Source organism: Psychrobacter luti (assembly GCF_014192115.1).
Taxonomy (GTDB): Bacteria; Pseudomonadota; Gammaproteobacteria; order Pseudomonadales; family Moraxellaceae; genus Psychrobacter; species Psychrobacter luti.
The window spans coordinates 526,788-550,979 of sequence record NZ_JACHXL010000001.1 but is presented as its reverse complement, the minus strand read 5'-3'; the positions used below and the strand labels follow the sequence as shown (position 1 = coordinate 550,979).

The window sequence follows — 24,192 nt, the reverse complement described above, 5'->3', positions numbered from 1 at the left end:
ATATATTCATTCGGTCTGGCAGAAGGGTTGGTTATAACTTTATGATGCTAAAAAATACCATGTTAAAAGCCGCCTTGCTCGCCATTTCTATTAGTTGGATACCTGCTAGTATCGCGGCGCCAATCACTACTACTGCACTTGGGCATAATAGTACTACCGAGTATATTGACGTGCCATACATGCCTTACGCCAATCCTAATGCGCCCAAAGGTGGTACATTGTCGCTTGAGGCGCGCGGTACCTTCAATGCTGCCAATAAATGGATGACTACGGGCGTGGCGATGATAGGTACTGATTATCTGTATGATACCTTGATGACTGGCTCACTAAATGAAGCCTTTACCATGTATCCGCAGCTGGCAAATAAAGTCACGTATGACCCTGATGATACTAGCTGGATTATCTATCATATAAATCCTGCTGCGCGTTTCTGGGATGGTTCAACTGTGACCAGTCATGATGTCAAAGCCACTTATAACGCGATATTGAATAAAGGACCGATGTATATTCGCAGTTATTTGGGTGATATTAAAGATATTGAAATTATCGATAAGCAGCGGGTAAAGTTTGTTTTTAAGTCTGATGAAAATAAAGAGATTTTATTAACGGTCGGGCAATTCCCTGTTTTTGCTAAGTCTTCTATTGATAAAGATTTTGAGAAAATAACTCTGACACCATTAATGGGCAGTGGTCCTTATAAGCTCGGCCGCGTCGATGCGGGACGCGCGGTCAGTTATATACGTGATCCCAATTATTGGGGGCGTGATTTGATGGTCAATCGTGGTCGTTATAACTTTGATATGATTAAGTTTGTCTATTATCAAAGTGATGAGATTGCTTTTGAGGGCTTTAAATCGGGGCAATACCGTTTTCGCCCTGAGAATAAAGCCTCTAATTGGGCAACGGGTTACAATTTCCCAGCCGTCAAAACAGGTCTTATCAATAAAGAAACCATAAGTAGCGAAAACCCAGTACCGATGCAGGGTCTGGTGATGAATATGCGTCGGCCAATTTTTCAAGATATTCGCGTTCGCCAAGCCTTGACGGCAGCTTACGACTTTGAATGGATGAATAAAACCTTATTCCATGGGCAATATGAGCGTCTGCAAAGCTTCTTTCATGGCTCGGAGCTTGCTGCTACTGGTACGCCATCTGCGGCTGAGATGCAAGTATTAAGCCCATTACTAGGGACGCTTGAGCCAGTTCAACGGCAAGCAGTATTGACTGAATGGCAATTGCCAACCAGTGACGGTAGCGGCTTTAATCGTAAAGCATTATTAGAGGCGCGGCAGCTATTGCTAGATGCAGGCTTCTATTATGATGATATGAAGCTATATCAGCCTGATGGCAAGCTTGCTCAGATTGAGATTTTGATGACGGGTGAGACCATGGGGCGCGTGCTGTTGCCTTATATCCGTAATTTGAAGCGTTTGGGTTTTGATGCGACCTTACGTCAAGTCGATGGGCCGCAATATTACGAGCGTATGCGCCGTTTTGACTATGATATGGTGGTCGACGTCTTTGCACAGAGCTTATCGCCTGGTGCTGAACAGGCGGCATTTTGGGGAAGTGCTGCCGCTGATGAAGCGGGCAACGCTAATACTATCGGTATTAAAAATGCAGTGATAGATGAGATAACAACCGCACTTGCAAATGCTGAGAGCCGTGATGAGATTGTTTTATATACCAAAGTGCTTGATCGCTTGCTACGCGCAGGTCATTATTTAGTACCTTTATATGGCAAATCGGCCACCAATGTTGCCTACTGGAACCAATATCGTCATACTGCAAAACTGCCGGCCAATGCCGTCGGTATCGATTATTGGTGGACAGATAAAGAAGCAGAAGCACGTGTTAATAAATATTTGAAACAATAGTTTAAAAATAATAATTTAAGCCGATAGATACAATGATGCTTTATCTTAAAGTTTTATTTGGTTTAAAAATTTAATAAAAGACATTCGCAATAAAGATAATCACTGCTAAGGACTTTATATGAGTATTCGTATTCACCCCATTAAAGCATTTAATGACAATTATATCTGGACATTAATTAATGAGAATAATAAGCAGGCGATTGTCATTGATCCGGGTCAAGCTGAGCCAGTTATTGCCTACTTAGAGAAACATGAGCTGGAGCTAACATCTATCTGGACCACACATCATCATCATGATCATATCGGTGGCGTCGCAGAGCTGCAAGAGTCTTATCCGATGACGCATCTGGTTGCGCATACAGAACACAACGTCGATGAAGACCAGACTATCAAAGACGGTAGTACGGTCAGTGCTTGGGGCTGCGCCGCGCAAGTATGGGATGTGTCCGGTCATACAGCAAGCCACGTGGCTTATATTCTAGATATCGATGGGCAGAAGCATTGTTTCTGCGGTGATACCTTGTTTAGTGCCGGTTGCGGACGGGTCTTTACCGGCACGATTGAGCAATTGCATGAGAGCTTTAAGCGTTTAAATGGCTTGCCAGCTGAGACCTTGCTGTACCCTGCCCATGAATATACTGCCAGCAACATACATTTTGGTTTATCTATTGAACCTGTCAATGAAGCGATGCAGCAAGCCCTTGTGCAAGCAGAAGAAAAAACCGCTCAAGGTATCCCTACGCTGCCCGTGACTTTAGAGCATGAACGCGCGATTAATGTGTTTTTGCGCACGCAAGAACCAAGTGTGATAGCAGGGGTGAAATCTAAAGTCGCTATTGATGATGACAAGTCTTTGACTGTGTTTGCCGCGCTACGTGAGCTAAAAAACAACTTCTAAATGCTAAGTTGTCATATTTTTTTATTTTAGGAAGCCGCCATTATGGGTCGTTATATCTTAAAAAGGTTGCTACTGATATTACCGACGCTATTTTTGATATTGCTGGCGAACTTTGTCATTGTACAGGCGGCGCCGGGTGGTCCTGTTGAGCAGCAACTCGCGCTTATTGAGCAAAGCGCAAAAGACAATGCGCTCAGCGGTAATATTGGCGCAGGCAGTGCCGGTAATAATAGCACTTACCAAGGTACGCGTGGTCTATCTGAGGAGATGGTAGCAGCGATTAATGCACAATATGGCTTTGATAAATCGGCACCTGAACGCTTTTGGTTAATGTTAAATAATTATGCTCAGTTGGACCTTGGCGAGTCGTTTTTTAAAGGGCAGTCAGTAACCGATTTGATCGTCGAGAAGCTGCCAGTATCTATCTCGCTTGGACTATGGAGTACGCTGCTGATCTACATGATAGCGATTCCATTGGGGGTCTATAAAGCCATGCATCATGGCTCGGGTATTGATAAATTCACTGCTATGCTACTTGCCATTGGCCATGCAATACCCGTATTTGTATTTGCCGTCATACTATTGGTGTTTTTTGCCGGTGGCAGCTACTGGAATATTTTTCCACTACAAGGATTAACCTCAGAGAACTTTGATCAATTAAGCGCCCTTGGTAAAGTGAAAGATTACTTTTGGCATCTGGCACTACCGCTCCTAGCAAGTACCGTTGGCGGCTTTGCTGGCTTGACTTATTTGACCAAGTTTAGCTTTTTAGAAGAACTCGGCAAGCAATATGTGCTGACCGCGCGAGCAAAAGGCTTGGGTGAGCGACAGGTTTTATACGGTCATGTCTTTCGTAATGCCATGCTGATTATTATCGCTGGTATCCCAGCGGCCATCGTTGGGATTTTCTTTGCTGGTAACTTTCTCATTGAGATTATCTTTAAGCTTGATGGTTTGGGGCTGTTAGGTTTTGAAGCCATTCAGCAGCGTGATTATCCGGTGATATTTGGTACATTGTTTATTTTTACCTTGGTCGGACTGTTATTACAGTTAATCAGTGATTTAAGTTATCACTTAATTGACCCGCGTATCGACTTTGAGGGGCGCTAATGTCAAGTCATCCATTATCTTCAATGCCCTCAAGCGCCTCTTCGATTCCTATAGAAAAAAAACGTCGCCTAAATCCTATTTGGCAAGCACGCCTAAAGCGTTTTCGCCATAATCGTCTTGGTGTCATATCGCTGTTTATTTTTGCGCTGATATTTGTCATTTGTATGGCAGCCAATGTGATTGCCAATGACAAGCCACTACTAGTGCAGTATCAAGGCGATTATTATTTCCCCGTCCTAAAAGCCTATCCTGAGACGACTTTTGGCGGAGTGTTTGAGACGGAAAGCAATTACAAAGACCCTGCGGTGCAAGCGCTGATTGATGAGCAGGGTTTTTATGTTATGCCGCCTATTCCATTTGCGGATCAAACGCCAAACGTTGAGTTAGGTATTCCATATCCGGCTGCACCCAATAGTCAGAACTGGCTCGGTACCGATGATTTAGGTCGCGATGTGCTGGCACGGATACTTTATGGCATGCGAGTGTCGCTGTTGTTTGGTCTGGCGCTGACGCTGGCGGGTGCTTTGATTGGTATTATCGTCGGTGCGATACAAGGTTATTACGGTGGCTGGGTAGATTTAGCAGGGCAGCGTTTCATGGAAGTGTGGGGCGGTATGCCGCAGCTGTTTATGATTATTATTTTGGTCAGCTTGTTTAGCCCTAGTATCTTTATGCTGTTTGCGATGATGCTGCTATTTGGTTGGATGGGATTGGTCGGTTTAGTAAGGGCAGAGTTTTTACGCGCGCGTAATTTTGATTATGTCCGTGCTGCTCGCAACCTTGGGGTGTCGGACAGTCAAATCATGCTCAGGCACATCTTGCCCAATGCGTTAGCCTCAAGCTTATCACAACTGCCATTTATTCTAACCGCTAACATCATTGCTTTAACCGCACTAGACTTCTTAGGATATGGGCTGCCGCCTGGTTCACCATCGCTGGGTGAGTTGATGGTACAAGGGAAAAATAATCTCGATGCCCCTTGGTTGGCTTTATCAGGATTTTTTAGTTTAACCTTTATTTTGTCATTGCTCATCTTCGTTGGCGAAGCGCTACGTGATGCCTTTGATCCGAGGCGCTCATGATATGACAACTGAGAATATGATAACCGCTAATATGACAACTGCTACTGAGCAAAACAATCGTTTAAATGCCAATCATAGCAATATACAAAAAAAGCTTATGCTATCGGTAGATAAACTTAGCATCGTAACTGATGCAGGCGTTGTTCTAGTAGAAAAGCTATCGTATGAGCTCACGCAAGGGCAAACATTAGCCATTGTTGGTGAGTCAGGCTCTGGTAAATCGATTGCCAGTCTTGCACTATTGGGTTTGCTACCGGACAGTTTGACGGTTAGCGGTGAGGTGCAATTAGCAGACGTAACAGGAATGGTGACATTACCGATAGCGAATAATAAGACACGTAATGCAGCGCTGCGCTCTATTCGCGGGCAGCGTATCGGTATGGTTTTTCAAGAGCCGATGACCGCGCTTAATCCTCTACATACGGTCGGCAAACAAATTGCTGAATCCTTGCGTATCAGCGGCGTAGCCAAAAAACAATGGCACGAAAAAAGCATCGCCTTGTTAAATGATGTCAATATAACCGACCCTGCTGATAAGCTAAATAGATATCCGCATGAATTATCAGGCGGTCAGCGCCAGCGCGTGATGATTGCGATGGCATTAGCACAGCAGCCTGATATTTTAATCGCTGACGAACCGACTACTGCACTTGATGTCACCTTGCAACATGAGATTCTTGTTCTACTAGACAATCTTAAGCGTCAGCATAATATGGCGATGATATTGATTAGCCATGATCTCAATTTAGTCAGGCGCTACAGTGATGAAGTCATCGTCATGCGCCAAGGCCAAACGATTGAGCAAGGGCCAACAGCAGCAGTATTTGGTCAACCTAAAGCGGAATATACGCGCTCGCTTATCAAACAAGATTTTGGTCAAGCGCTGAATTTATTGGATGATGAAAGCCAGCAATCAACCGTACTACAAGTCAGCAATTTACAAGTACAGTTTCCGGTTGAAAAAAGTCTATTTTGCGGAACCAAACGCTGGTTTGATGCCGTCAAAGACGTCGATATGATCCTGCAGAAAGGGCAAGCGTTAGGTATCGTTGGTGAGTCAGGCTCGGGTAAAACCACCATTGCGCTTGCGCTAAGCCAATTACTTAGTAATCAAGCACGTGTCAGTGGTCAGATAGTGGTCAATGGACAAGACATTTTTGCATTGTCCAAACGTGAGCTACGCAGCTTCCGCTCACAGATTCAAATGGTATTTCAAGACCCCTTTGCCAGTATCAATCCTCGTATGACCGTCATGCAGATAGTCGAAGAAGGCTTGTTAGTACAAGGTGTCAATAAAGCAGAACGTCAGCAAGCGGTCATGGATAGTCTCGCGACTGTGCATCTACCAGCTGAATTTGCACAACGTTATCCACATGAATTATCGGGCGGTCAACGACAACGGGTGGCGCTTGCTCGAGCACTCATTATGCGACCAAGTCTGTTGATATTGGATGAGCCAACTTCTGCGCTTGATAGCACTACGCAAGTTACTGTAGTCAGTTTGCTACGAGAGATTCAAGAAAAACTGCAAATCAGCTACGTGTTTATCAGCCACGACTTAAAAGTAGTGCGTGCCTTATGTCAGCATATTATGGTATTAAAAGAAGGTAGATGTATTGAGTCTGGTCGTAGTGAAGATGTGTTCAATAATCCAAAGCATCCGTATGCGCAGCAATTATTGCAGGCGAGTGTGATATAGACTAAGCAGCTAAGACCAAATAACTGTATGAATTTAGAGACATCGGAACTCACTACATGATAAGTAGGCTTAAGATAGAACCCATCAAAGCCCGAGATACAAGCGAGCAAAACCGTCCCTCAACCACGCTTGAGCTACTATTTGACTTGGTTTATGTCATTGCTGTCGCCGCCGCTGCCAATGGTTTTTATAATCGCTTGAGTGAGCATGATCTTTCAGGATTTTTAACCTTTATCGTGGCATTCTTTATCCTTTGGAATGCTTGGACCAGCTTTACTTGGTTTGCATCAGGATACGACCCTGACGATTGGTTTTATCGTTTATCGGTGATGTTTCAGATGTTTGGCTCACTGATGATAGCGGCTAATATTCATCAGTTTTATGAGCAAGGGCTGACATGGATTGGCGTCACTGGTTATGCCATTATGCGGCTGGCGATTTGTAGTCAGTGGTTGCGCGTCTATCGACAAGTACCGGGTCACCAAAAAGTTGCTGGACGCAGTATGGTCGGCTTGTTAACCTTGCAAGCCTTGTGGATAAGCTGGCTGTTTTTACCCACATCGCTACAAACGCCCGCTTTGTTCTTGTTTATTGCAGCAGAGCTCCTAATGCCTGTGTGGGCACGCTCAGAGCAGTTTAATAATTGGCATCCGGCACATATTGCGGAGCGTTACGGACTATTAACCATCATTGTATTGGGTGAGGGTGTGGTCGGCGTCAGTAACAGTATTCAGTATTTTCTGGTCAATTCTGCCTCAGCCGCCAGCTCCATTATTTTTTTAGGTTCAAGTTTGGTTGCTTTGGTTTTTTCTTTATGGTGGTTATATTTCATCGTGCCATTCGACACCATTCTGAATAAAGAGCGCCGACGGCATGATTTATTCTTATTTGGCTATGGTCATTTTTTTATCTTTGCTTCAATCGCCGGTCTAGGCAGTATGCTGAACTTGGTCACTGAGTCTGTCGCCGCGGATACCAGCGCTCCGGGCTATCAAATTATCTCCCAGCCTTACGCAATGGGCATGTTGATGGCTATGCTGAGTGTGTTTTTATTAACGCTTACCATATTGCGCGAATTAATGTGCCGTAAATCGAGTCATAATGTCATCGCCATGCTCATTGCCTTGATAGTCATTGGGCTGAGTTATATGGCGGTCGTACAAGGATTGCCGATTACTTACGGTATTTGGCTAAGTATCTTGGCACCTGTGGTGATGACTTGGTATTTTAACCAAGATAATAAGCAGTGGCTAGTCTAAGAAGCGAATTAAGGCTGTTACAGCCAAATTTATAACGACTATCAATTAACTGTTTGATAAGTAAAAATATAAGCAACACATAAGCAAGAATGAGGCGCTAAATAATCAGAACATAGCAGTTCATAATAATCACTACATCCTAAAAATGGCGGTGGTACAATAAGTTTAGACAGTAGTTTACTTTAGGTAGACGCTGACACAGTACTTTCATTAAAAGTACCATTATTTTGACAGCATTTTTATTTTGACAGCGGTGATGAATCACTGCTTTAAGTTGTCGTTATTGCTAGTATTAGCATTATTAAAAAGGATTTTTATACCCATGAAAAAACAAAATACTATTTCTAAATTGGTAAATAGCACGGGCTTACAACACGCCGGTTATTTGGCGGTTGCCAAGACTCGTGCCAAAGTATTAAAAGCTTTCGCTTACGTCGTGCCTATCAGAAGACCGATGTTATTTGTTGGTGAGAGCTCTTGTGAAGATTTGTGCGACATGGTCATCAATGAAGGCAATACCAATGTTTTTATCGTGACTGACGCGGTATTAAACAAACTTGGTATCCCCGCCAAAGTCACTGATTATCTAGATAGCAAAAATATTAGCTATAAAGTCTATGACGGCATTACCCCAGACCCTACTTTTAAAGTCGTTGAAGAGGGCCTACGCAAATCTATCGATGCTAAATGCGACTCAATTATTGCCATCGGTGGTGGCTCAGTTATTGATGCGGCTAAGATGATTGCCATGTCACAAGGCAATAACTGCAAGCCAAAACAGCTTATCGGTATCTTGAAAGCCAGAAAACCTTCGGTTCCGCTTTATTGTATTCCCACCACGGCGGGCACGGGCTCAGAAGCGACTCTTGGTGCGGTGGTGTCAGATGATAAGACCCATCAAAAGGCCCTATCTATCGACCCAAGAATGGTGCCATTAGCAGCAGCGATTGACCCTATTATTATGAAAGGTATGCCTGCGCATATCACGGCTGATACGGGTATCGATGTGTTGACACATGCCTTAGAGGCTTGGATGAGTGCCAATGCCAGCGTCGAAACCGACTACTATGCGGCTTCTGCAGTCAAGTCTGTCATGCAAAATCTGCCGCTGGTATATAAAGATGGCGGCAATCTTAAAGCCAGAGAAGAGATGGGTATCGCAGCCCATTACGGCGGTGTCGCTTTTAATAAAGCCGGTCTTGGCTACGTCCATGCCATCGCTCACCAGTTAGGGGCTTATTATAGTATTCCTCATGGTCGCGCCAATGCTATCGTGCTGCCGTATGTGCTTGACGTCAATCGTAAAGGAAGCAAGAAAAGACTGGCAGAGTTGGCTCGAAAAACTGGTATGGTAAAATCGGGTCAAGCTAACAAGAGCGATGCTGAGATTGCCGATCATCTTATCGCACAAGTACGCGAACTAATTGCAAATTTAAATATCGATCCAACCGTTAAAGGCATGCAAAGCAGTGATTTTGATAACATTGCTAAAGCTGCGGCTAAAGAAGTCAGTGATACTTATGCAGTACCGACTTATCTGTCAGCTTCTGAAATCAAGGCTATTTTAACTAAGATTCAGCAGGCCAGTGATGAGCACGCAAGTCGTAACTCAAGGAGTGACTCAAAAAGTGATAAGGTGGCTTAATAGTTCTAATTAATAGCCTCTAATTAACAGCGTTTGAAAATAAAAAAGAGCATATTACTGATATCGCAATGTGCTCTTTTTTTGACTTCTATTTCTGTCGCTAGCTTTATCTTAATCGATATCTAAAACGCAGGTTTACGCTTTGGCACCGCGTCTAAGAACTCGTTACGTGCTTGATTGTCGTGTACGTATTCGCCCAGCATCGCTGTACTACGCGTGGTTGAATGCTGTTTGTTAACGCCGCGCATCATCATACACATGTGCGCTGCATCCATGACCACCGCCACACCGCGACAACCCGTCACATCCATAATCGTTTGCGCCACTTGTTCGCTTAAATTCTCTTGAATTTGCAAACGACGGGCAAACATATCGACGATACGAGCGAATTTTGACAGCCCTAATACGTGACCATTCGGCAAATAGCCGATGTGCGCAACGCCATGAAACGGCAACATATGATGCTCACATAATGAATAAAATTCAATGTTTTGCACCAAGACCAATTCACGATTGGTCGATGGGAATACCGCGCCATTGACGACTTCATCCAAGCTTTGATGATAACCCTTAGTCAAATGCGCAAACGCTTTTGCTGCACGCGTTGGGGTGTCTTGTAAGCCGGGACGCTCTAAGTCTTCGCCAGTTGAAGTGATTAGCTGACGATAAGATTCGACACTTTCTTGAAAATCTGATGCTAGTGTTGGGGTATTGCTCATAAGTTTGGCAGCCATCCAAAATGTGGGTGTAGCTTAACGCTAAATCCTTGGTTACAAACAACGGTTGTAACGGACTTTTATAAAAATTGTGCAAGCTGGGAGGGCTGTGATTATACTTGAAATCCGCTCAACTTCATACTGCTGTGGTCAGTGGATAATCGTTTTATCCATATTAGATGGTACTATTAAAAGATATTAAGTATTCATACAGTGTAAGTAAATACAGTATACGAGTGTTTACTTAAATAAATTCATGTATAATGAGTCATCTTTTAATTTGTGCTTTTACTCGCTATTTGTGAGCGAGCTATTAAAAATAATCTATCGTTTAAATCGATTACAGGGAAATATTATGCTACTACAAGGACAACGCTTTGTCGTCACCGGCATCGCAAGCAAACTTTCTATCGCTTGGGCAATCGCTGAAGCTCTGCATCGTGAAGGTGCGTCGTTAATCCTCACTTATCCAAACGATAAAATTAAAAAACGGGTCGATATGGCAGCAGAAGCCTTTGAAGCTGACTTGGTACTTGAGTGTGACGTGGCATCGGATGAGTCGATTGCCGCATGCTTTGAGCAAGTGACCGCACATTGGGGCGATGGTATTGATGGCGTTGTACACGCGATTGGCTTTGCACCGATGGATCAGTTGGATGGTGATTTTGTCAATGCCACCACTCGTGAAGGCAGCCAAATTGCCCATGATATATCGAGCTACAGCTTTGTGGCATTAGCTAAAGAAGCGCGCGCTTTATTAGCCATGCGTCATGGTTCTATGCTGACCTTGACTTATGAAGGTAGTATCTCGGTATTGCCAAACTACAACGTCATGGGTATGGCAAAGGCCAGTTTAGAGGCCAGCGTTCGCTACCTTGCCACCTCGATGGGCGGTGAAGGTATCCGTGTCAACGCGATTTCAGCTGGACCTATCCGTACCCTTGCGGCAAGTGGCATCAAGTCATTCCGCAAAATGCTCGATATCAGTGAAAAAATAGCCCCGCTACAGCGTAATATCACGCAGACTGAAGTCGGTAATGCAGCGCTTTTCTTGTTATCACCGTGGGCATCTGGTATCACTGGTGAGATTATGTTTGTGGATGCAGGTTTTAATACCGTCGCTATCAGCGAGCAATTAATGATGCTTGATGAGACAAAATAATTGTTTTAATCAGGGTTAATATGACTTAAGAAGTAGGGAAGGCAGCCAATTGGCTGTCTTTTTTGGTTATAATAGGGGCTTTTTGGTAATAAGCCATGAAGCGACGAATATGATAACCAAATTACCAAGATGGATATTGTGGGGCGGCGCTGTGCTAGCATTCAGTGCCGGCTGCGTCAATACAGCAGCATTAATGGGTTTTACCAATTTATCTGTCTCGCATGTGACGGGTAACGTCAGCTTATTTTCAGCCGCGATTGCCCATTTAGACGGTCGCAGTATTTTATATATCGGTGCGCTACTGCTGTCTTTTTTGGCAGGGGCGGTATTGAGCGGCTATGTGATTGGTCAACGGTCATTAAAATTAGGTCGGCGTTACGGCACGGCGCTGTATATCGAAGCGGCATTGTTATTAATGAGCTATTGGTTATATCAGCAGCATGATTATTTAGGGCAGTTGGCGGCGGCAATGGCGTGCGGGTTGCAGAATGCGATGGTCGCCACTTATAGCGGGGCTGTTATTCGCACCACGCATTTGACTGGTCTGACCTCGGATATGGGCGCTGCAATCGGCAATTGGTTGGCTGGTCGTCGTATCAGTAAGCCGACATTAGGCTTTCAGGCAATTATTTGGTATAGCTTTAGCGGTGGCGGGGCAGTCGGTGCGTTTTTATACGCCAAGATCGGTTATGGGGCATTATTTGTCCCTATTACCATTGTATTGAGCGCAGCGTTTGTCTATAACTATGTGTCAGATCGCCTGCCGGAAAAAAGACAGCCAAGACGCAAAAAGCACCCATCTATTTGATGGACGCTTTTTATTTTAATGTTATGGCTTAAATAAGCTTAATTATCTATATAAATTACTTATTGTCGTCTTCATGATTTTCATGTTCATGCAAGCCTTGCATCATGTCCAATGCGGAATCATCGGTACGCTGTTGGTCTTTTTTGGCCAAGCCATCTTGGTTGATGTCTTTTGGTGCCATCTTAGTGGTCGAGTCCGTTTTATTTGAATCTGTCATAAAGTACTCCTAATTATTTTTATCAACTCCCAATAAAAAACGTTATAAAAAATTAATAAATAAGCTTAATGAGCAACATTTATTGGTTTTATAGCGACTTATTTAGTATGGGATAGCACCATGCGCTTGTACATATACAGTGTACGCTTGTTTAGTGACGATGTGTAACGGCACCTCACAAGGGTTGCTACTTGATAAGGCTAATTAGCTATATGGGTTTAAAGAACTACAGCTAACGAGAAAAATTTATTTTAGCAACGTATTGTTTAAAGGGTATTCGTTTTATTTCATTAGAAATCACAATGCATTAAAGTCAATTTTTTAGCTTTAAAATGATCATGTTTATTGCAAATTTAATAACCGCTTTGTTCCATCATTTTTTTTGTTATATATCTGTTATGATGTCGGCGTCTTTTTAGTAGTTGCCGATTAATAAAGGGCAAATCGCTAAAACATGTCTTCATTTTAGCGTCTTTTTATACCGTCTTTGGGGAAAATAAGGACATTTTATGTCAGAGCAAAAACTAGATAGCCATCTTCCTGATGATGGCAACGAGTACTTATTTACCGATACCTTTCCTAAGGGTACCGGTAAAGGACTGATAGTGGTCGCTATTGCGGCGATTATTAGCATGATTATTTATAATGTGTTGCCGTTCGATATTAATGCCAATAAAGGCCTAGCGATGTTGTTCTTTATCGGTGTGCTGTGGCTGACAGAGGCGGTGCATGTCACGATTACTGCGCTTTTAGTGGTCGTCGTCGGGGCGCTGATTGGCATTCCAGAATTCGATGCGGAAATAGGTTTACAAAGCTTTGCCAATCCGACCATTTATTTGTTCTTTGGTGGTTTTGCTTTGGCTGCGGCACTACACGTGCAACAACTGGATAGGAAGATTGCGCTCAAGATTTTATCGATGTCAGGCGGCAAGCTCAGTACGGCGGTATTTTTGATATTTGGCGTGACAGCATTTTTGTCAATGTGGATATCAAATACTGCGACCGCTGCGATGATGTTGCCATTGGCGCTTGGTATCTTAACGCAAGTGGACCGTGAAAAAGACCGTGGTACCTTTGTCTTTGTTCTATTGGGTATTGCATATTCAGCGAGTCTCGGTGGTTTGGGTACCATTGTTGGTTCACCGCCAAACGCCATCGCGGCAAAGGCGCTAAACATTGCCTTTGTAGACTGGATGAAGTTTGGTGTACCGATGATGCTGGTACTACTGCCATTATTGTTGGGTGCGATGTATCTGTTTCTTAAACCTAATCTAAATCGCAAAATTGTACTGGTTGAAGACGAGCCTATCGCATGGAATAAACCACGTGTGGTCACGATTATCGTCTTTATCGTCACTGCATTCAGCTGGATATTCTCAAAGAAAATCGGTGCTGCATTAGATATCACTGATACCGATGCTGTGATTGCCTTATCAGCCGCTGCCGCTGTGGTCAGCTTGGGCTTGGTATCATGGAAACAAGTGTCTGACAATACCGATTGGGGCGTGCTCATGCTGTTCGGTGGCGGTATTGCGCTATCGACGATTTTGAAAGTATCAGGTGCGTCTTTGGTATTAGGTGAAACGGTCGCCAATGCGCTGTCTTCGGCACCGCTTATCGTGGTGATGATTGCAGTATCAGCATTTATTATTTTCTTAACAGAGTTTGCTTCTAATACGGCCTCTGCAGCATTGTTGGTGCCAGTATTTGCTGCTATTGCAGAGCAGATGGGTCTGCCGCACGAAGTGTTGGTATTGGTCATCGGTATTGGTGCGTCATGTGCCTTTATGCTACCAGTTGCGACTCCGCCAAATGCGATTGTCTTTGGTACAGGGCTGATTAAGCAGAATGAAATGATTCGTACGGGTGTCATCCTTAATATCATTGCTACCTTTGTCGTCGGATTGTGGGCTTATTTCTTCTTAATATAGCCTAGCAATCAAGTTCATCATAACTCCTAAAACCCGATGTTTAAGCGCTTAAACATTGGGTTTTTTGTTCCCTTTTATTCTTAGTCGGTGTATAACATAGTGATTTGTGAGGAAGAAAAACAGGATGGTGCACTCTAACAATAAGCAATTCAATACTATTGCGGCTATCTCAGACATTTACAGTAATGTGTTTGCACTTGAAGCTGTGCTTGCTGATATCAAGCATCGAGATATTGATCAAATTGTTAATCTCGGCGATATTCTATATGGGCCGATTGCACCTAAGGCCACGTATGAGCTGTTAACCAAATATCAAGACGATATTATTACTATTCGCGGTAATCAAGATAGACAGATCTATGAGGCCACGACAGTAGAAATTAAGGGTAATTCTACGCTGGCTTTCATTATGAAAGATTTGCCTGAAATGGCGATAAGATGGATGCAGAACTTGCCTTTTGATTATCATTTGAATGAAGATATATATCTGTGCCATGGGTCACCAACCGACGACATGGTATATCTATTAGAAAACATAGAAACAGGGCAGCCGACGCTTCGTAATAACGCAGATGTTTTAGCATTGCTCAATGGTATCGACAGTCCAGTAATCGTATGTGGGCATACTCATATTCCGCGTACAGTGATGCTATCGACAGGACAAATTATTATTAATACAGGTAGCGTGGGTTATCCCGCTTATAAAGATGATTTACCTATTATGCATAAAATGCAGACTTATTCGCCCCATGCCAGTTACGCCCTTATTAAATGTGTTGAAAATAAAAAAGGTAAGCAGTGGCAAACTGAGCATATTAGAATGCCTTACGATTATGAAGGAGCGGCTAAATTGGCTTTAACAAATGGTCGTGAAGATTGGGCATTTGCATTAAGAACAGGGCGAGTATTGTAACTGTGAAATGGTCGAAGATTTTTTAGTGTAAGCTGATAGTATTTATTAGACTAACCATAAGTTTTATATATCTAATAAGGATTACATAAAATGCCAACACTATTTATGGTGCAACTTGGTGGTCGCCCCAAAGGTCGTTTGATTGAGCAGCACGATATGTTTTTTGGCGTGGCAAAGCAGGTGAGTGAGTTGATAGACGATATCAATCAGCACTGGCCTGAAGTCAAAAATAAATGGCACATTGACTCGTATCGAGCGATTAGTAAAGTTGATAATTATGCGATTAAATTGGTCGAATCAAGTAGCCAAGCAGAGAGTCCCAACGATTTAAAGTTATTCTTTATCAATTTAGGTGGTTATCAGCGCGGCAGTTTCGAAGAATTTCACCATAAGCTACTTGTCGTGGCTGATAGCCAAGCGGACGCCATTAAACAAGCAAAGCAGAGCGAGTTTTATAAACAGTTTACTTTCAAAGATAAAGGCTCATCTTTTAATGCTGCCTCGCATATTGACGATAAGTTTGAAGTAGATATTGACGATATATATAACGTCAATGACCTTATCTCAAGTGTTCAGCTGTTAATTGAGCCGATTACTAATGATAGTCATGAGCTTGTGAATGCTGATGATAAAGAGTACGTTGGTTATCTCAGTATCAAGAATTTAAGGAGCTTAGAATAACATGGCTTTAGATATGTACTATAAAAACGGAATCATTCGCAAAATGTGTTGCCAGATACCTGATGAGCTATTGACCACGCTTTATCAGGTTCATAATAATGCCAATTTTCCACAATTAACGTGGTTAATTGATAACCTTTATGAAAACACCCAGATTCAGCCTGACGTCGCTAAGTCATTAGCAGATGAGGTGGTTGCGTTTGAGAGATTGATACTTTCGTTGCACCTGCCTTTTCCTATGGTGCTACTGCAAAAGCTCCATACCTTCTTTACGGGAGCTGCGACTAGTCGACAGCTCATTTATACCAGTAACACTTAATTTTACTCTTTAGGTTGTTCTTATTAGTTTTAGGGTATGCTTGACGGCTTAACCATGAGCATGAAAAAAACTATTACATTATGGATGCCATCAAAACTAGGGCTTTCAAAACTGCTAAAAGATTTCAATGTGTCAACCAAGCACCATAACCATCTTGAATCAGACCCAAATTACCCCCATAATCTAACCACTTTTAAATAATAAATAGCCTAAGTAAATATGCCCAATACTTCTAAGAATGACTCAGAAATGCCTACTGAAAATGCCGCCAATGAACTAAGCTCCAATAAGCCAAGCAATGAATCAAGTAAAGCTGTTAACCCAAATAACGAAAACTCAAATATCATGGTAAACAGTGATAACGCATCTTCGTACGCTAAGGTTGCCGCTGATTTACCAGTGCTGGCAAAAGATAGCTATTTTCTTAACCGCTTAGAGCGAGAGCTGGCGCGTGCTGCTGTGGCTAACAATAAGAAAAACAATAAAGATGATAGTAAAGCAGAAGAAGGGCTAGCTAAAAAACGTGCGCAGTATGACAAAATAAAAACTCGCTCACAGCAAGCAGTGCAGGCACGTATGGATAGCATTCCAGACAAACTGGCTGAAAAGCTCAATCTTGATTTGCCCGTGAGTCAACGTGCTGATGATTTAATTCAAGCTATTATCGATAACCAAGTCATTATCGTGGCAGGCGAGACAGGCTCTGGTAAGACAACGCAATTGCCGAAACTTGCGATGCTGGCAGGACGTGGTATTACTGGGCAAATAGGGCATACACAACCAAGGCGACTGGCTGCTCGCAGTGTAGCAAACCGTATCGCTGAAGAATTGGGCGAGCAGCTTGGTAATACGGTCAGCTTTAAGATTCGCTTTAATGAACAAGGTACGGCGCAATCTGTTGTCAAGCTCATGACCGATGGTATCTTGCTGGCTGAATTGGGTCATGATCGTTTTTTAAGTAAATACGATACCATCATTATTGATGAAGCCCATGAGCGTAGCTTAAACATTGACTTTATTATGGGTTATCTGAAAAAACTCCTGCCTAAGCGCCCTGATTTAAAAGTCATAATTACTTCTGCAACGCTTGATACCAAGCGTTTTAGTGAATACTTTAGCCGTTATGATAATAAGATTAAACGGCAAGTTCCTGCGCCAATTTTTAATGTTGAGGGTCGAAGTTTTCCCGTTGAAGTTCGTTACCGTCCGCTTACTGACGAGCCAGTGAATAGCTCGGATGATGACAGCTATGATGATTTTGAAGAGAATCTGCCACGTGCTGTGGTTGCGGCAGTCGAAGAATGCTTTAGCGATGCGCAGAATAAAGGTCATGCTGACCAAGCGGATATTTTAATATTTGCCGCGACCGAAGCAGAAATTCGTGAGCTGCAAGAGGTACTTGAGCGTCATGGTCCCAAGCACACCGAAGTATTGCCGCTATTTGCGCGGCAAACTTACGAAGAGCAGCAGCGTATCTTTCAACCTTCAGGTCGCGGTCGGCGTATCGTTATTGCGACCAACGTTGCCGAGACGGCGTTGACCGTACCTGGTATTCGCTATGTCATTGACTTAGGATTTGCGCGGATTTCACGTTATTCTTATCGCTCACGCGTGCAGCGTTTACCGATTGAAGCCATCTCACAAGCAGCAGCCAATCAGCGTAAAGGTCGCTGCGGTCGTGTTGCGCCGGGTGTTTGTATTCGTCTTTATAGCGAAGAAGACTTTACTGGTCGTCCTGAATTTACCGAACCTGAGATTTTACGTACCAATCTTGCATCCGTTATTTTACAGATGGCCAATCTACGCTTAGGCAGTGTCGATGACTTTGCCTTTATCGAGCCACCTGATAGTCGACTGGTTACTGATGGGCATAAATTGCTTGATGAGTTAGGCGCGATCACCTCTAAAAATGAAGCCTCTTCTGCTAAGCAAACCAATAAGCCCAAAAAAGGTCTTGATCATCTGGTTCTGACACCGACTGGTCAAAAGATGGCACGTATGCCAATCGACCCAAGGCTGGCACGTATGTTGGTTGCTGGCTCTGACTTTGATTGTATCCGTGAAATGCTCATTGTCGTTGCAGCGCTTGCCGTCCAAGATCCACGCGAGCGTCCAGTAAATAAGCGCCAACAAGCGGACCAAAAGCATGCAGAATTTCGCCAAGATGACTCTGACTTTTTGTTTTATTTGAGTCTGTGGAAAGCATTGTTTGAAAAGGACGAAGATGGCAACAAACTGTCTGGTAATCAGCGTAAGAATTTTACCAAGAAAAACTATCTGAGCTTCCCGCGTGTCCGCGAATGGAGCCAAACCCATCGCCAGCTAGTACAAATGGTTACTGAGCTGAAGCTGACCGATGTTAAAGATGTACAAACGACTGATAAAGGTAATGATAAGAATACTTCATTAGAGAATACCACTAGCGACCCTACCGCGATTGAAGATGAAGAACTCAAAGCCGTTAAATATGCCAATTTGCATCGCGCGCTATTGACAGGTTTGTTATCTACGATTGCTCATAAAACCGAAAATCGTGGTGAGTACTTAGCTGCTCGCCAGCAGAAAGCCAAAATATTCCCAGCCAGTACGGTATTTAAACAAGTACCGCCTTGGGTTATGGCTTTCGAAGTGGTCGAAACCTCGCAAGTCTTTATGCGTACCGTTGCCAAAATTGAGCCGGAATGGATTATCTCAGCGGCAGGTGACTTATTAAAATATCATTACTTTGAGCCGCATTGGTCTAAGAAAACGGGACGCGTCAAAGCTTACGCGCAGATTAGCCTATTTGGTCTCATTATTATTAGTAAACAGCTGACTAATTATGAGCAAGTGAACTTGGCTGAGTCGCGAGAAATCTTTATCCGCGATGGTTTAGTGACTGGTAATTTAGGTCGGCAAGCGCCATTTTTACAGCATAATATGGATAAAATCGCTGATATTGAACGCATCGAAGATAAATTACGTCGTCGTGATTTATTGGTCGATGAAGAAGCGCTGTATCAGTTTTATGATAAAAAAATACCCGAGCATATTGCCAGTCGCAAAGCGTTTGAGGATTGGCGTGCCGAGGTAGAGAAAAATGATGCTAAGCATTTATTCTTTACCGATGATGACGTCCTCAATAGCCAAGCACCAACGACAGGCGATTTCCCAGAAGTGTGGAAGTTGGGTGATTTAAAATTACCGCTACGTTATGTCTTTGATCCGTCAAGCGATGACGATGGTGTGACCATTCGTGTGCCACTGGTGGCGCTACCGCAGCTTGATGCGATTGAGTTATTGTGGGGCGTACCCGGCTGGCGCTATGAGCTGGTATTACAGCTGCTGAAATCATTGCCCAAAGATATCCGCCGTCAAATCGTACCGATTCCTGATACTGCTGATAGCTTGTTTGATGAATTGCAGCCCGCTGGTGGGCAAGGCTTGCTTAAGCAGCTTTGCCAAGCATTAAATCGTCGCGGCATTATGTCAGTGACGCCAGAGAATTTTAATCCATCTAGCATTGATCGCTATTTGCAGCCGCAAATCTGCGTCGTTGATGATAAAAATCGCATTATCGAAAAAGGTCGTGACCTGCAAACGCTGCAAATTCGCCACGCTTCTGAAACTAGACAAGCGGTGAACGAGCAGCAAGGCACGCACATCGAATTCCCTGAGCATTTCGCCTTTAGCAAAAACCATCATAGCGCAGGTGTGGTGATGAAGCAGTTTGCTGCCTTGGTCGCAGATGCGTCAGCTGAAGCGGTATCGATTCATCAATATACCGATGTCAATGCAGCGTTGCAGGCGCACCGTATCGGGGTTTTAACTTTGATTAAAGGTAAGTTGGGTGCTAAGAAAAAACAGCTCACTAGCCAAATCGATAAGATATTTAAATTGGCGTTTGCGCCACTTGGGGATATGGAGAAGCTAAAAACCATCGTTATTGATGCGGCATTGGATGCAGCGCTTGAAGAGCACTATGTATTATTTGATCATGGTGCTGATTTACCTGAAAGCGCCGATGATAGTGCTGTGGCACTTGCTGAAGAATTACCATTTACGCCAGAGGAGTATGAAAAAACCTTGGAAGTGGTGGCGGGAAACTTCCTATTGACCGGTCAAAACGTGATAAAAACGCTCAAAAATGTCTATACGCGCTGGCAACGTATTCGCCAAAGTTTATTGATGCTTGATCGTGAGATATTTGGCGAGTCTATCGAAGATATCGAAGACCAGCTAGGGGATTTGCAATTGGCTGACTTTGTTTATCGCATGGATTATAGCCATTGGCAGCAGTATCCGCGATATTTGGAGGCATTAGAGATTCGTATCGAACGCCTTGAGCATAATATTGAATCCGACCTCGACGGTGTATATGCCCTTGATGAGCATATGGAGCGGCTGGCAAATCGTGCCAATGATAAAGCCATCAGTGACTACCGCTGGATGGTTGAGGAGTATCGCATTCAGCTTTTCGCGCAACCAATGAAAACCCGTATGGCAGTATCTCCGAAGCGCCTAGGCAAAATGTGGGATAATATGAGTTAAGAATTGCATTATAATTTTAGAAAAACTGCAGCTATCCTAGATATATTTGGGATAGCAATTCACGTAACAATAGACTGAATTTGTATAGAAAAAATAGCTTGAACTATTAAAATAAATTTAGGCTCAAAAGCCACTTATTCTTAAGTGGCTTTTTGTATTTTAGATTCTAGTAAGTTTTCAGTCACTGTTTTAGTCAACACTCTAATGTTTTTCTATGAATTATCCTAAGATATTGAATATTTTTGTAAGCGTATATTACATACAATACAACAATTGCTCTGCAGTTTATTACACCTTTTGCAAAATAGTTATTCAAATTTAAGGGCTTTATGAATCCGATTTTTCTAGTCCCTTTAGCACATATGATAGGAGAGGTTATTCTCTAGCCTTTATCTATCTGTTATTAAAATACTAGTGTACTTTTGTGCTTTATCAGTCGTTTCTTACTTAAAGATAGGACGGAACTTAATTAAAAAGTTGTTCACCAGTGTTAGCACTCTAATAGCAGGTTCTATGGTGTTAAGCAGACAGACGGTTCTTTTATGGGTATAGAAGGTAAACTATAGTCTTGTTTTGTTATATTAACTATATATAATATATGGATATTGTACCGGTGTTTTTTATATTAAAAGCTTATGTAAATTAGATACTTGTATTAACTTTATATACTTGACGATAAGTCCATTTATTTCAGCAGGATAGTGAAAGTATGTTAAATAAATTTTTTTTAATTTCCTCTACAATTTTTATTACAACATCATTAATAGGATGTCAAACCATAAAAAGTGATCACTCAGTATCTCTAGATGATGGGATTCGTAAGGTTAACCAAGTAATTTGGGATAAGACTGGGGACGTATTTAATAGACCTGATGACAAGGCACTACAAAAAAATGAGAGTCGTGTCGTATTTTTTCGGACTACTGACATTGATGAGCCAAGGAGTGTCGTCAATATAGGTATTGGTTCTGATGAAGACTTTCAAGTGAGTTTGCAAGAAGACCATTATTCAGATGTCATTATCTGCGATGGCGAGGAAGCTATCCAAGTAAAATTTTTAGACAATCAAACCGGTAAAGTACTATCTGAAACTAAATACTATAACTTTCACCCTCAAACAACAACTTATCTTCAAATAGCGCTCTCTCAGAATAGTAATCCAATTATTGAAAAAATCTCAAATAAGGATGTTTCGCTATTAGATGGCAGCGTTCGCCAGACTCATCAAATTAGCCGCGCTTTATCAGCCTGCAAAATGTCTGGTCAAGTTGTATTACAAGAGCCTATTAAAGCCTCTCCTCAAAATCAAAACCTTCAAGATGAAAATATAAATATTGAAAACCCTGTCCAGTTTAACGTGTTTTTTGACTTCGATAGTAAAGATGTCAAAGAAATCAATTATTCTGAGCTAGATGCTATAGCTAATTTTCTTCAATCTTATCCCAAAACTAATTTAGTTTTAGAGGGGCATACCGATAGTAAAGGCCCAAAAAACTATAATCTAAAACTCTCTCAATCTCGTGCAAAGAATGTTAAAGATATTTTAGTAGACCGCTACGGTTTAGAAGCAATGCGTTTGAGTGTTATAGGTTATGGAGAAACCATGCCAATTGATACTAACGATACGGTACAAGGACGTCAAAACAACCGCCGAGTGGTTGTTGTAATAAGGCAGGTCAATAACTAAGTTTATAAGCCAATATATATTTATAACTATCTCATTTAAAAAGTTTATCAAGGATGCGTTTATGAACACGATCACTATTAAAGTAAATGATCAAGTAAAGACTATAGCTGAACATAAGGTCGTTACACAAGACGGCCAGCCCACAGTTATTAAAGCTAGTAGTAAGGTGAATTACGAGCTCCTTGATGAAGTGACTGGTCGTGCGCCAAAGCATATTATCACTAAACGTATCAACAAAGATTTACATATTTCTTTCGAAGATGATAGTGAAAATCCCGATCTCATTATTGAGGGATTCTATAATAAGGTAGATAGTGCGCTTATAGGTTTAGCTGAGGACGGTGGTTATTACTATTACATTCCTGATACCGGTGAGATAGTAGATTATGTTACTGAACTACAGATAGGAGATATAGAAGGACAAGCACTTGGTGGTAAGTCACAGGTTATGCCTTGGTGGATCGGCGCGACAGAAGGAGAGAGCTTTAATGCACTTCCTTGGTTAGTAGGTCTTGCTGGGGTTGGAATCCTAGGTGCAGCTTTAGGTGGCAGTAGCAGTAATGATAGTAGACCTCCAATTGATAGTACAGCGCCTGATGCACCATCAGTTGCCATTAACGAAAATGGTACTGTTATCACTGGTAAAACTGAACCTGCTGCTACGGTCAATATAGATACTAATGGAGATGGAAAAGCTGATTATACGGTAGTCGCAGATAGCAATGGCAACTACACGGTGGATATTAGTGATAAGCCTTTAACAAATGGTGAAACTATTGTTGTAACGGCAACAGACAAAGCAGGTAACATCAGCAAACCCACTACTATAAATGCAACTGACAGCACAGCACCTAATGCGCCAACTGATTTAGTCGTCAGCGAAGATGGCAGTACCTTGACTGGTTCAGGCGAACCTGGTGCAGCGGTTGAGATCAAAGATCCTACTGGTAACGTTATCGGCGAAGGCGTGGTTGCAGAGGACGGTACGTTTGAAATTGATTTGACCACACCGCAGCTTGATGGTGAAAACCTAGACGTTACCTTGACGGATACAGCGGGGAACGAATCAGATTCAGGTACCGCTTTAGCGCCTGATAACACCGCGCCTGATACGCCAGTAGTTACGATCAATGATGATGGCAGCTCAGTGACCGTGACGGGTGAAGTGGGAGCTGCGGTTGCTATTACGACACCAACTGGTCGTATTGCAGGGGTGATTGGAGCAGACGGTACGTTTACGACCGTGCTCACTCCGGCATTAACCAATGGTGAGAAAGTCAGCGCCACCTTAACGGATACGGCAGGCAACACCTCACAGCCAGGTACAGATACTGCGCCTGGTAGCCTGACGGACTTAGCGGTTGAGATTGCCGCAGACGGCACAAGCGTCACGATCAGCAACGGCACCCCAGGTGCAACGGTCAGCATCACTGCCGCAGACGGCACTGAAATTGGTACCGGTACTGTGGGCGCTGATGGTAGCGTTGACGTCACCCTGTCACCAGCTCAGACCAATGGTGGCGAGATCACCGCGACCACAAATGATGGTGAAACCGCAGTCGATACTGCGCCTGGTAGCCTGACGGACTTAGCGGTTGAGATTGCCGCAGACGGCACAAGCGTCACGATCAGCAACGGCACCCCAGGTGCAACGGTCC

General features: G+C 43.0%; 18 protein-coding genes. 16 read left to right on the top strand and 2 right to left on the bottom strand.

Annotated features, from left to right (window positions below; translation table 11 throughout):
* The first annotated feature begins 44 nt into the window (after window positions 1–44).
* From FHS24_RS02160 to FHS24_RS02130, 7 genes are all read left to right on the top strand, one after another.
* A complete protein-coding gene (locus FHS24_RS02160) occupies window positions 45–1,877 on the top strand; it encodes an extracellular solute-binding protein (protein ID WP_183619110.1) in 1,833 nt (610 codons plus the stop codon).
* Window positions 1,878–1,995: 118 nt separating this feature from the next.
* A complete protein-coding gene (gloB, locus tag FHS24_RS02155) occupies window positions 1,996–2,775 on the top strand; it encodes a hydroxyacylglutathione hydrolase (protein WP_183618345.1) in 780 nt (259 codons plus the stop codon).
* Window positions 2,776–2,817: 42 nt separating this feature from the next.
* Entirely contained in the window at window positions 2,818–3,885 is a 1,068-nt protein-coding gene (gene yejB, locus FHS24_RS02150; RefSeq protein WP_183618343.1) for a microcin C ABC transporter permease YejB, read from the top strand.
* A 23-nt stretch (window positions 3,886–3,908) separates the two neighbouring features.
* Window positions 3,909–4,967, top strand: coding sequence for an ABC transporter permease (locus tag FHS24_RS02145; RefSeq protein ID WP_201598975.1), 1,059 nt, complete (start codon window positions 3,909–3,911; stop codon window positions 4,965–4,967).
* Between the two features lie 16 nt (window positions 4,968–4,983).
* On the top strand, window positions 4,984–6,666 hold the full coding sequence (locus FHS24_RS02140; protein WP_183619109.1) for an ABC transporter ATP-binding protein: 1,683 nt from the start codon (window positions 4,984–4,986) through the stop codon (window positions 6,664–6,666).
* Between the two features lie 56 nt (window positions 6,667–6,722).
* Entirely contained in the window at window positions 6,723–7,925 is a 1,203-nt protein-coding gene (locus tag FHS24_RS02135; RefSeq protein WP_221184999.1) for a low temperature requirement protein A, read from the top strand.
* 322 nt (window positions 7,926–8,247) lie between these two features.
* On the top strand, window positions 8,248–9,570 hold the full coding sequence (locus FHS24_RS02130; protein WP_183618339.1) for an iron-containing alcohol dehydrogenase: 1,323 nt from the start codon (window positions 8,248–8,250) through the stop codon (window positions 9,568–9,570).
* A gap of 122 nt (window positions 9,571–9,692) precedes the next feature.
* Here FHS24_RS02130 and folE read toward each other — a convergent pair whose 3' ends face one another.
* Entirely contained in the window at window positions 9,693–10,289 is a 597-nt protein-coding gene (gene folE, locus FHS24_RS02125) for a GTP cyclohydrolase I FolE (protein WP_183618337.1), read from the bottom strand.
* 352 nt (window positions 10,290–10,641) lie between these two features.
* On the opposite strand from folE, the gene FHS24_RS02120 reads away from it, so the two are divergent.
* Complete coding sequence (locus FHS24_RS02120; RefSeq protein WP_068405263.1) at window positions 10,642–11,448, top strand: enoyl-ACP reductase FabI; 807 nt, start codon at window positions 10,642–10,644, stop codon at window positions 11,446–11,448.
* Between the two features lie 109 nt (window positions 11,449–11,557).
* Window positions 11,558–12,256, top strand: a complete 699-nt coding sequence (locus FHS24_RS02115) for a YoaK family protein (RefSeq protein ID WP_183618335.1) — start codon at window positions 11,558–11,560, stop codon at window positions 12,254–12,256.
* 55 nt (window positions 12,257–12,311) lie between these two features.
* On the opposite strand, the gene FHS24_RS02110 is transcribed toward FHS24_RS02115, so the two are convergent.
* Window positions 12,312–12,473, bottom strand: a complete 162-nt coding sequence (locus FHS24_RS02110) for a hypothetical protein (RefSeq protein ID WP_183618333.1) — start codon at window positions 12,471–12,473, stop codon at window positions 12,312–12,314.
* Window positions 12,474–12,982: 509 nt separating this feature from the next.
* Between FHS24_RS02110 and FHS24_RS02105 the strand changes: the two genes are divergently transcribed.
* The 7 genes from FHS24_RS02105 to FHS24_RS02075 all read left to right on the top strand — a co-directional run.
* Window positions 12,983–14,404 carry an SLC13 family permease gene (locus FHS24_RS02105; RefSeq protein WP_183618331.1) on the top strand — a complete coding sequence of 474 codons (1,422 nt, stop codon included), beginning with the start codon at window positions 12,983–12,985 and terminating at the stop codon, window positions 14,402–14,404.
* Between the two features lie 124 nt (window positions 14,405–14,528).
* A complete protein-coding gene (locus FHS24_RS02100) occupies window positions 14,529–15,317 on the top strand; it encodes a metallophosphoesterase family protein (RefSeq protein ID WP_183618329.1) in 789 nt (262 codons plus the stop codon).
* A 90-nt stretch (window positions 15,318–15,407) separates the two neighbouring features.
* Window positions 15,408–15,998, top strand: a complete 591-nt coding sequence (locus tag FHS24_RS02095) for a DUF1543 domain-containing protein (RefSeq protein ID WP_183618327.1) — start codon at window positions 15,408–15,410, stop codon at window positions 15,996–15,998.
* A 1-nt stretch (window position 15,999) separates the two neighbouring features.
* Window positions 16,000–16,317 carry a hypothetical protein gene (locus FHS24_RS02090; protein ID WP_183618325.1) on the top strand — a complete coding sequence of 106 codons (318 nt, stop codon included), beginning with the start codon at window positions 16,000–16,002 and terminating at the stop codon, window positions 16,315–16,317.
* A 345-nt stretch (window positions 16,318–16,662) separates the two neighbouring features.
* Complete coding sequence (hrpA, locus tag FHS24_RS02085) at window positions 16,663–20,847, top strand: ATP-dependent RNA helicase HrpA (protein WP_183619105.1); 4,185 nt, start codon at window positions 16,663–16,665, stop codon at window positions 20,845–20,847.
* Window positions 20,848–21,556: 709 nt separating this feature from the next.
* Window positions 21,557–22,534 (top strand): OmpA family protein, encoded by a 978-nt coding sequence (locus FHS24_RS02080; RefSeq protein WP_183618323.1) that lies wholly within the window; start codon window positions 21,557–21,559, stop codon window positions 22,532–22,534.
* Window positions 22,535–22,595: 61 nt separating this feature from the next.
* Window positions 22,596–24,192 (top strand): Ig-like domain-containing protein (locus FHS24_RS02075; protein WP_233449073.1); only part of this gene is annotated, 1,597 nt, incomplete at its 3' end.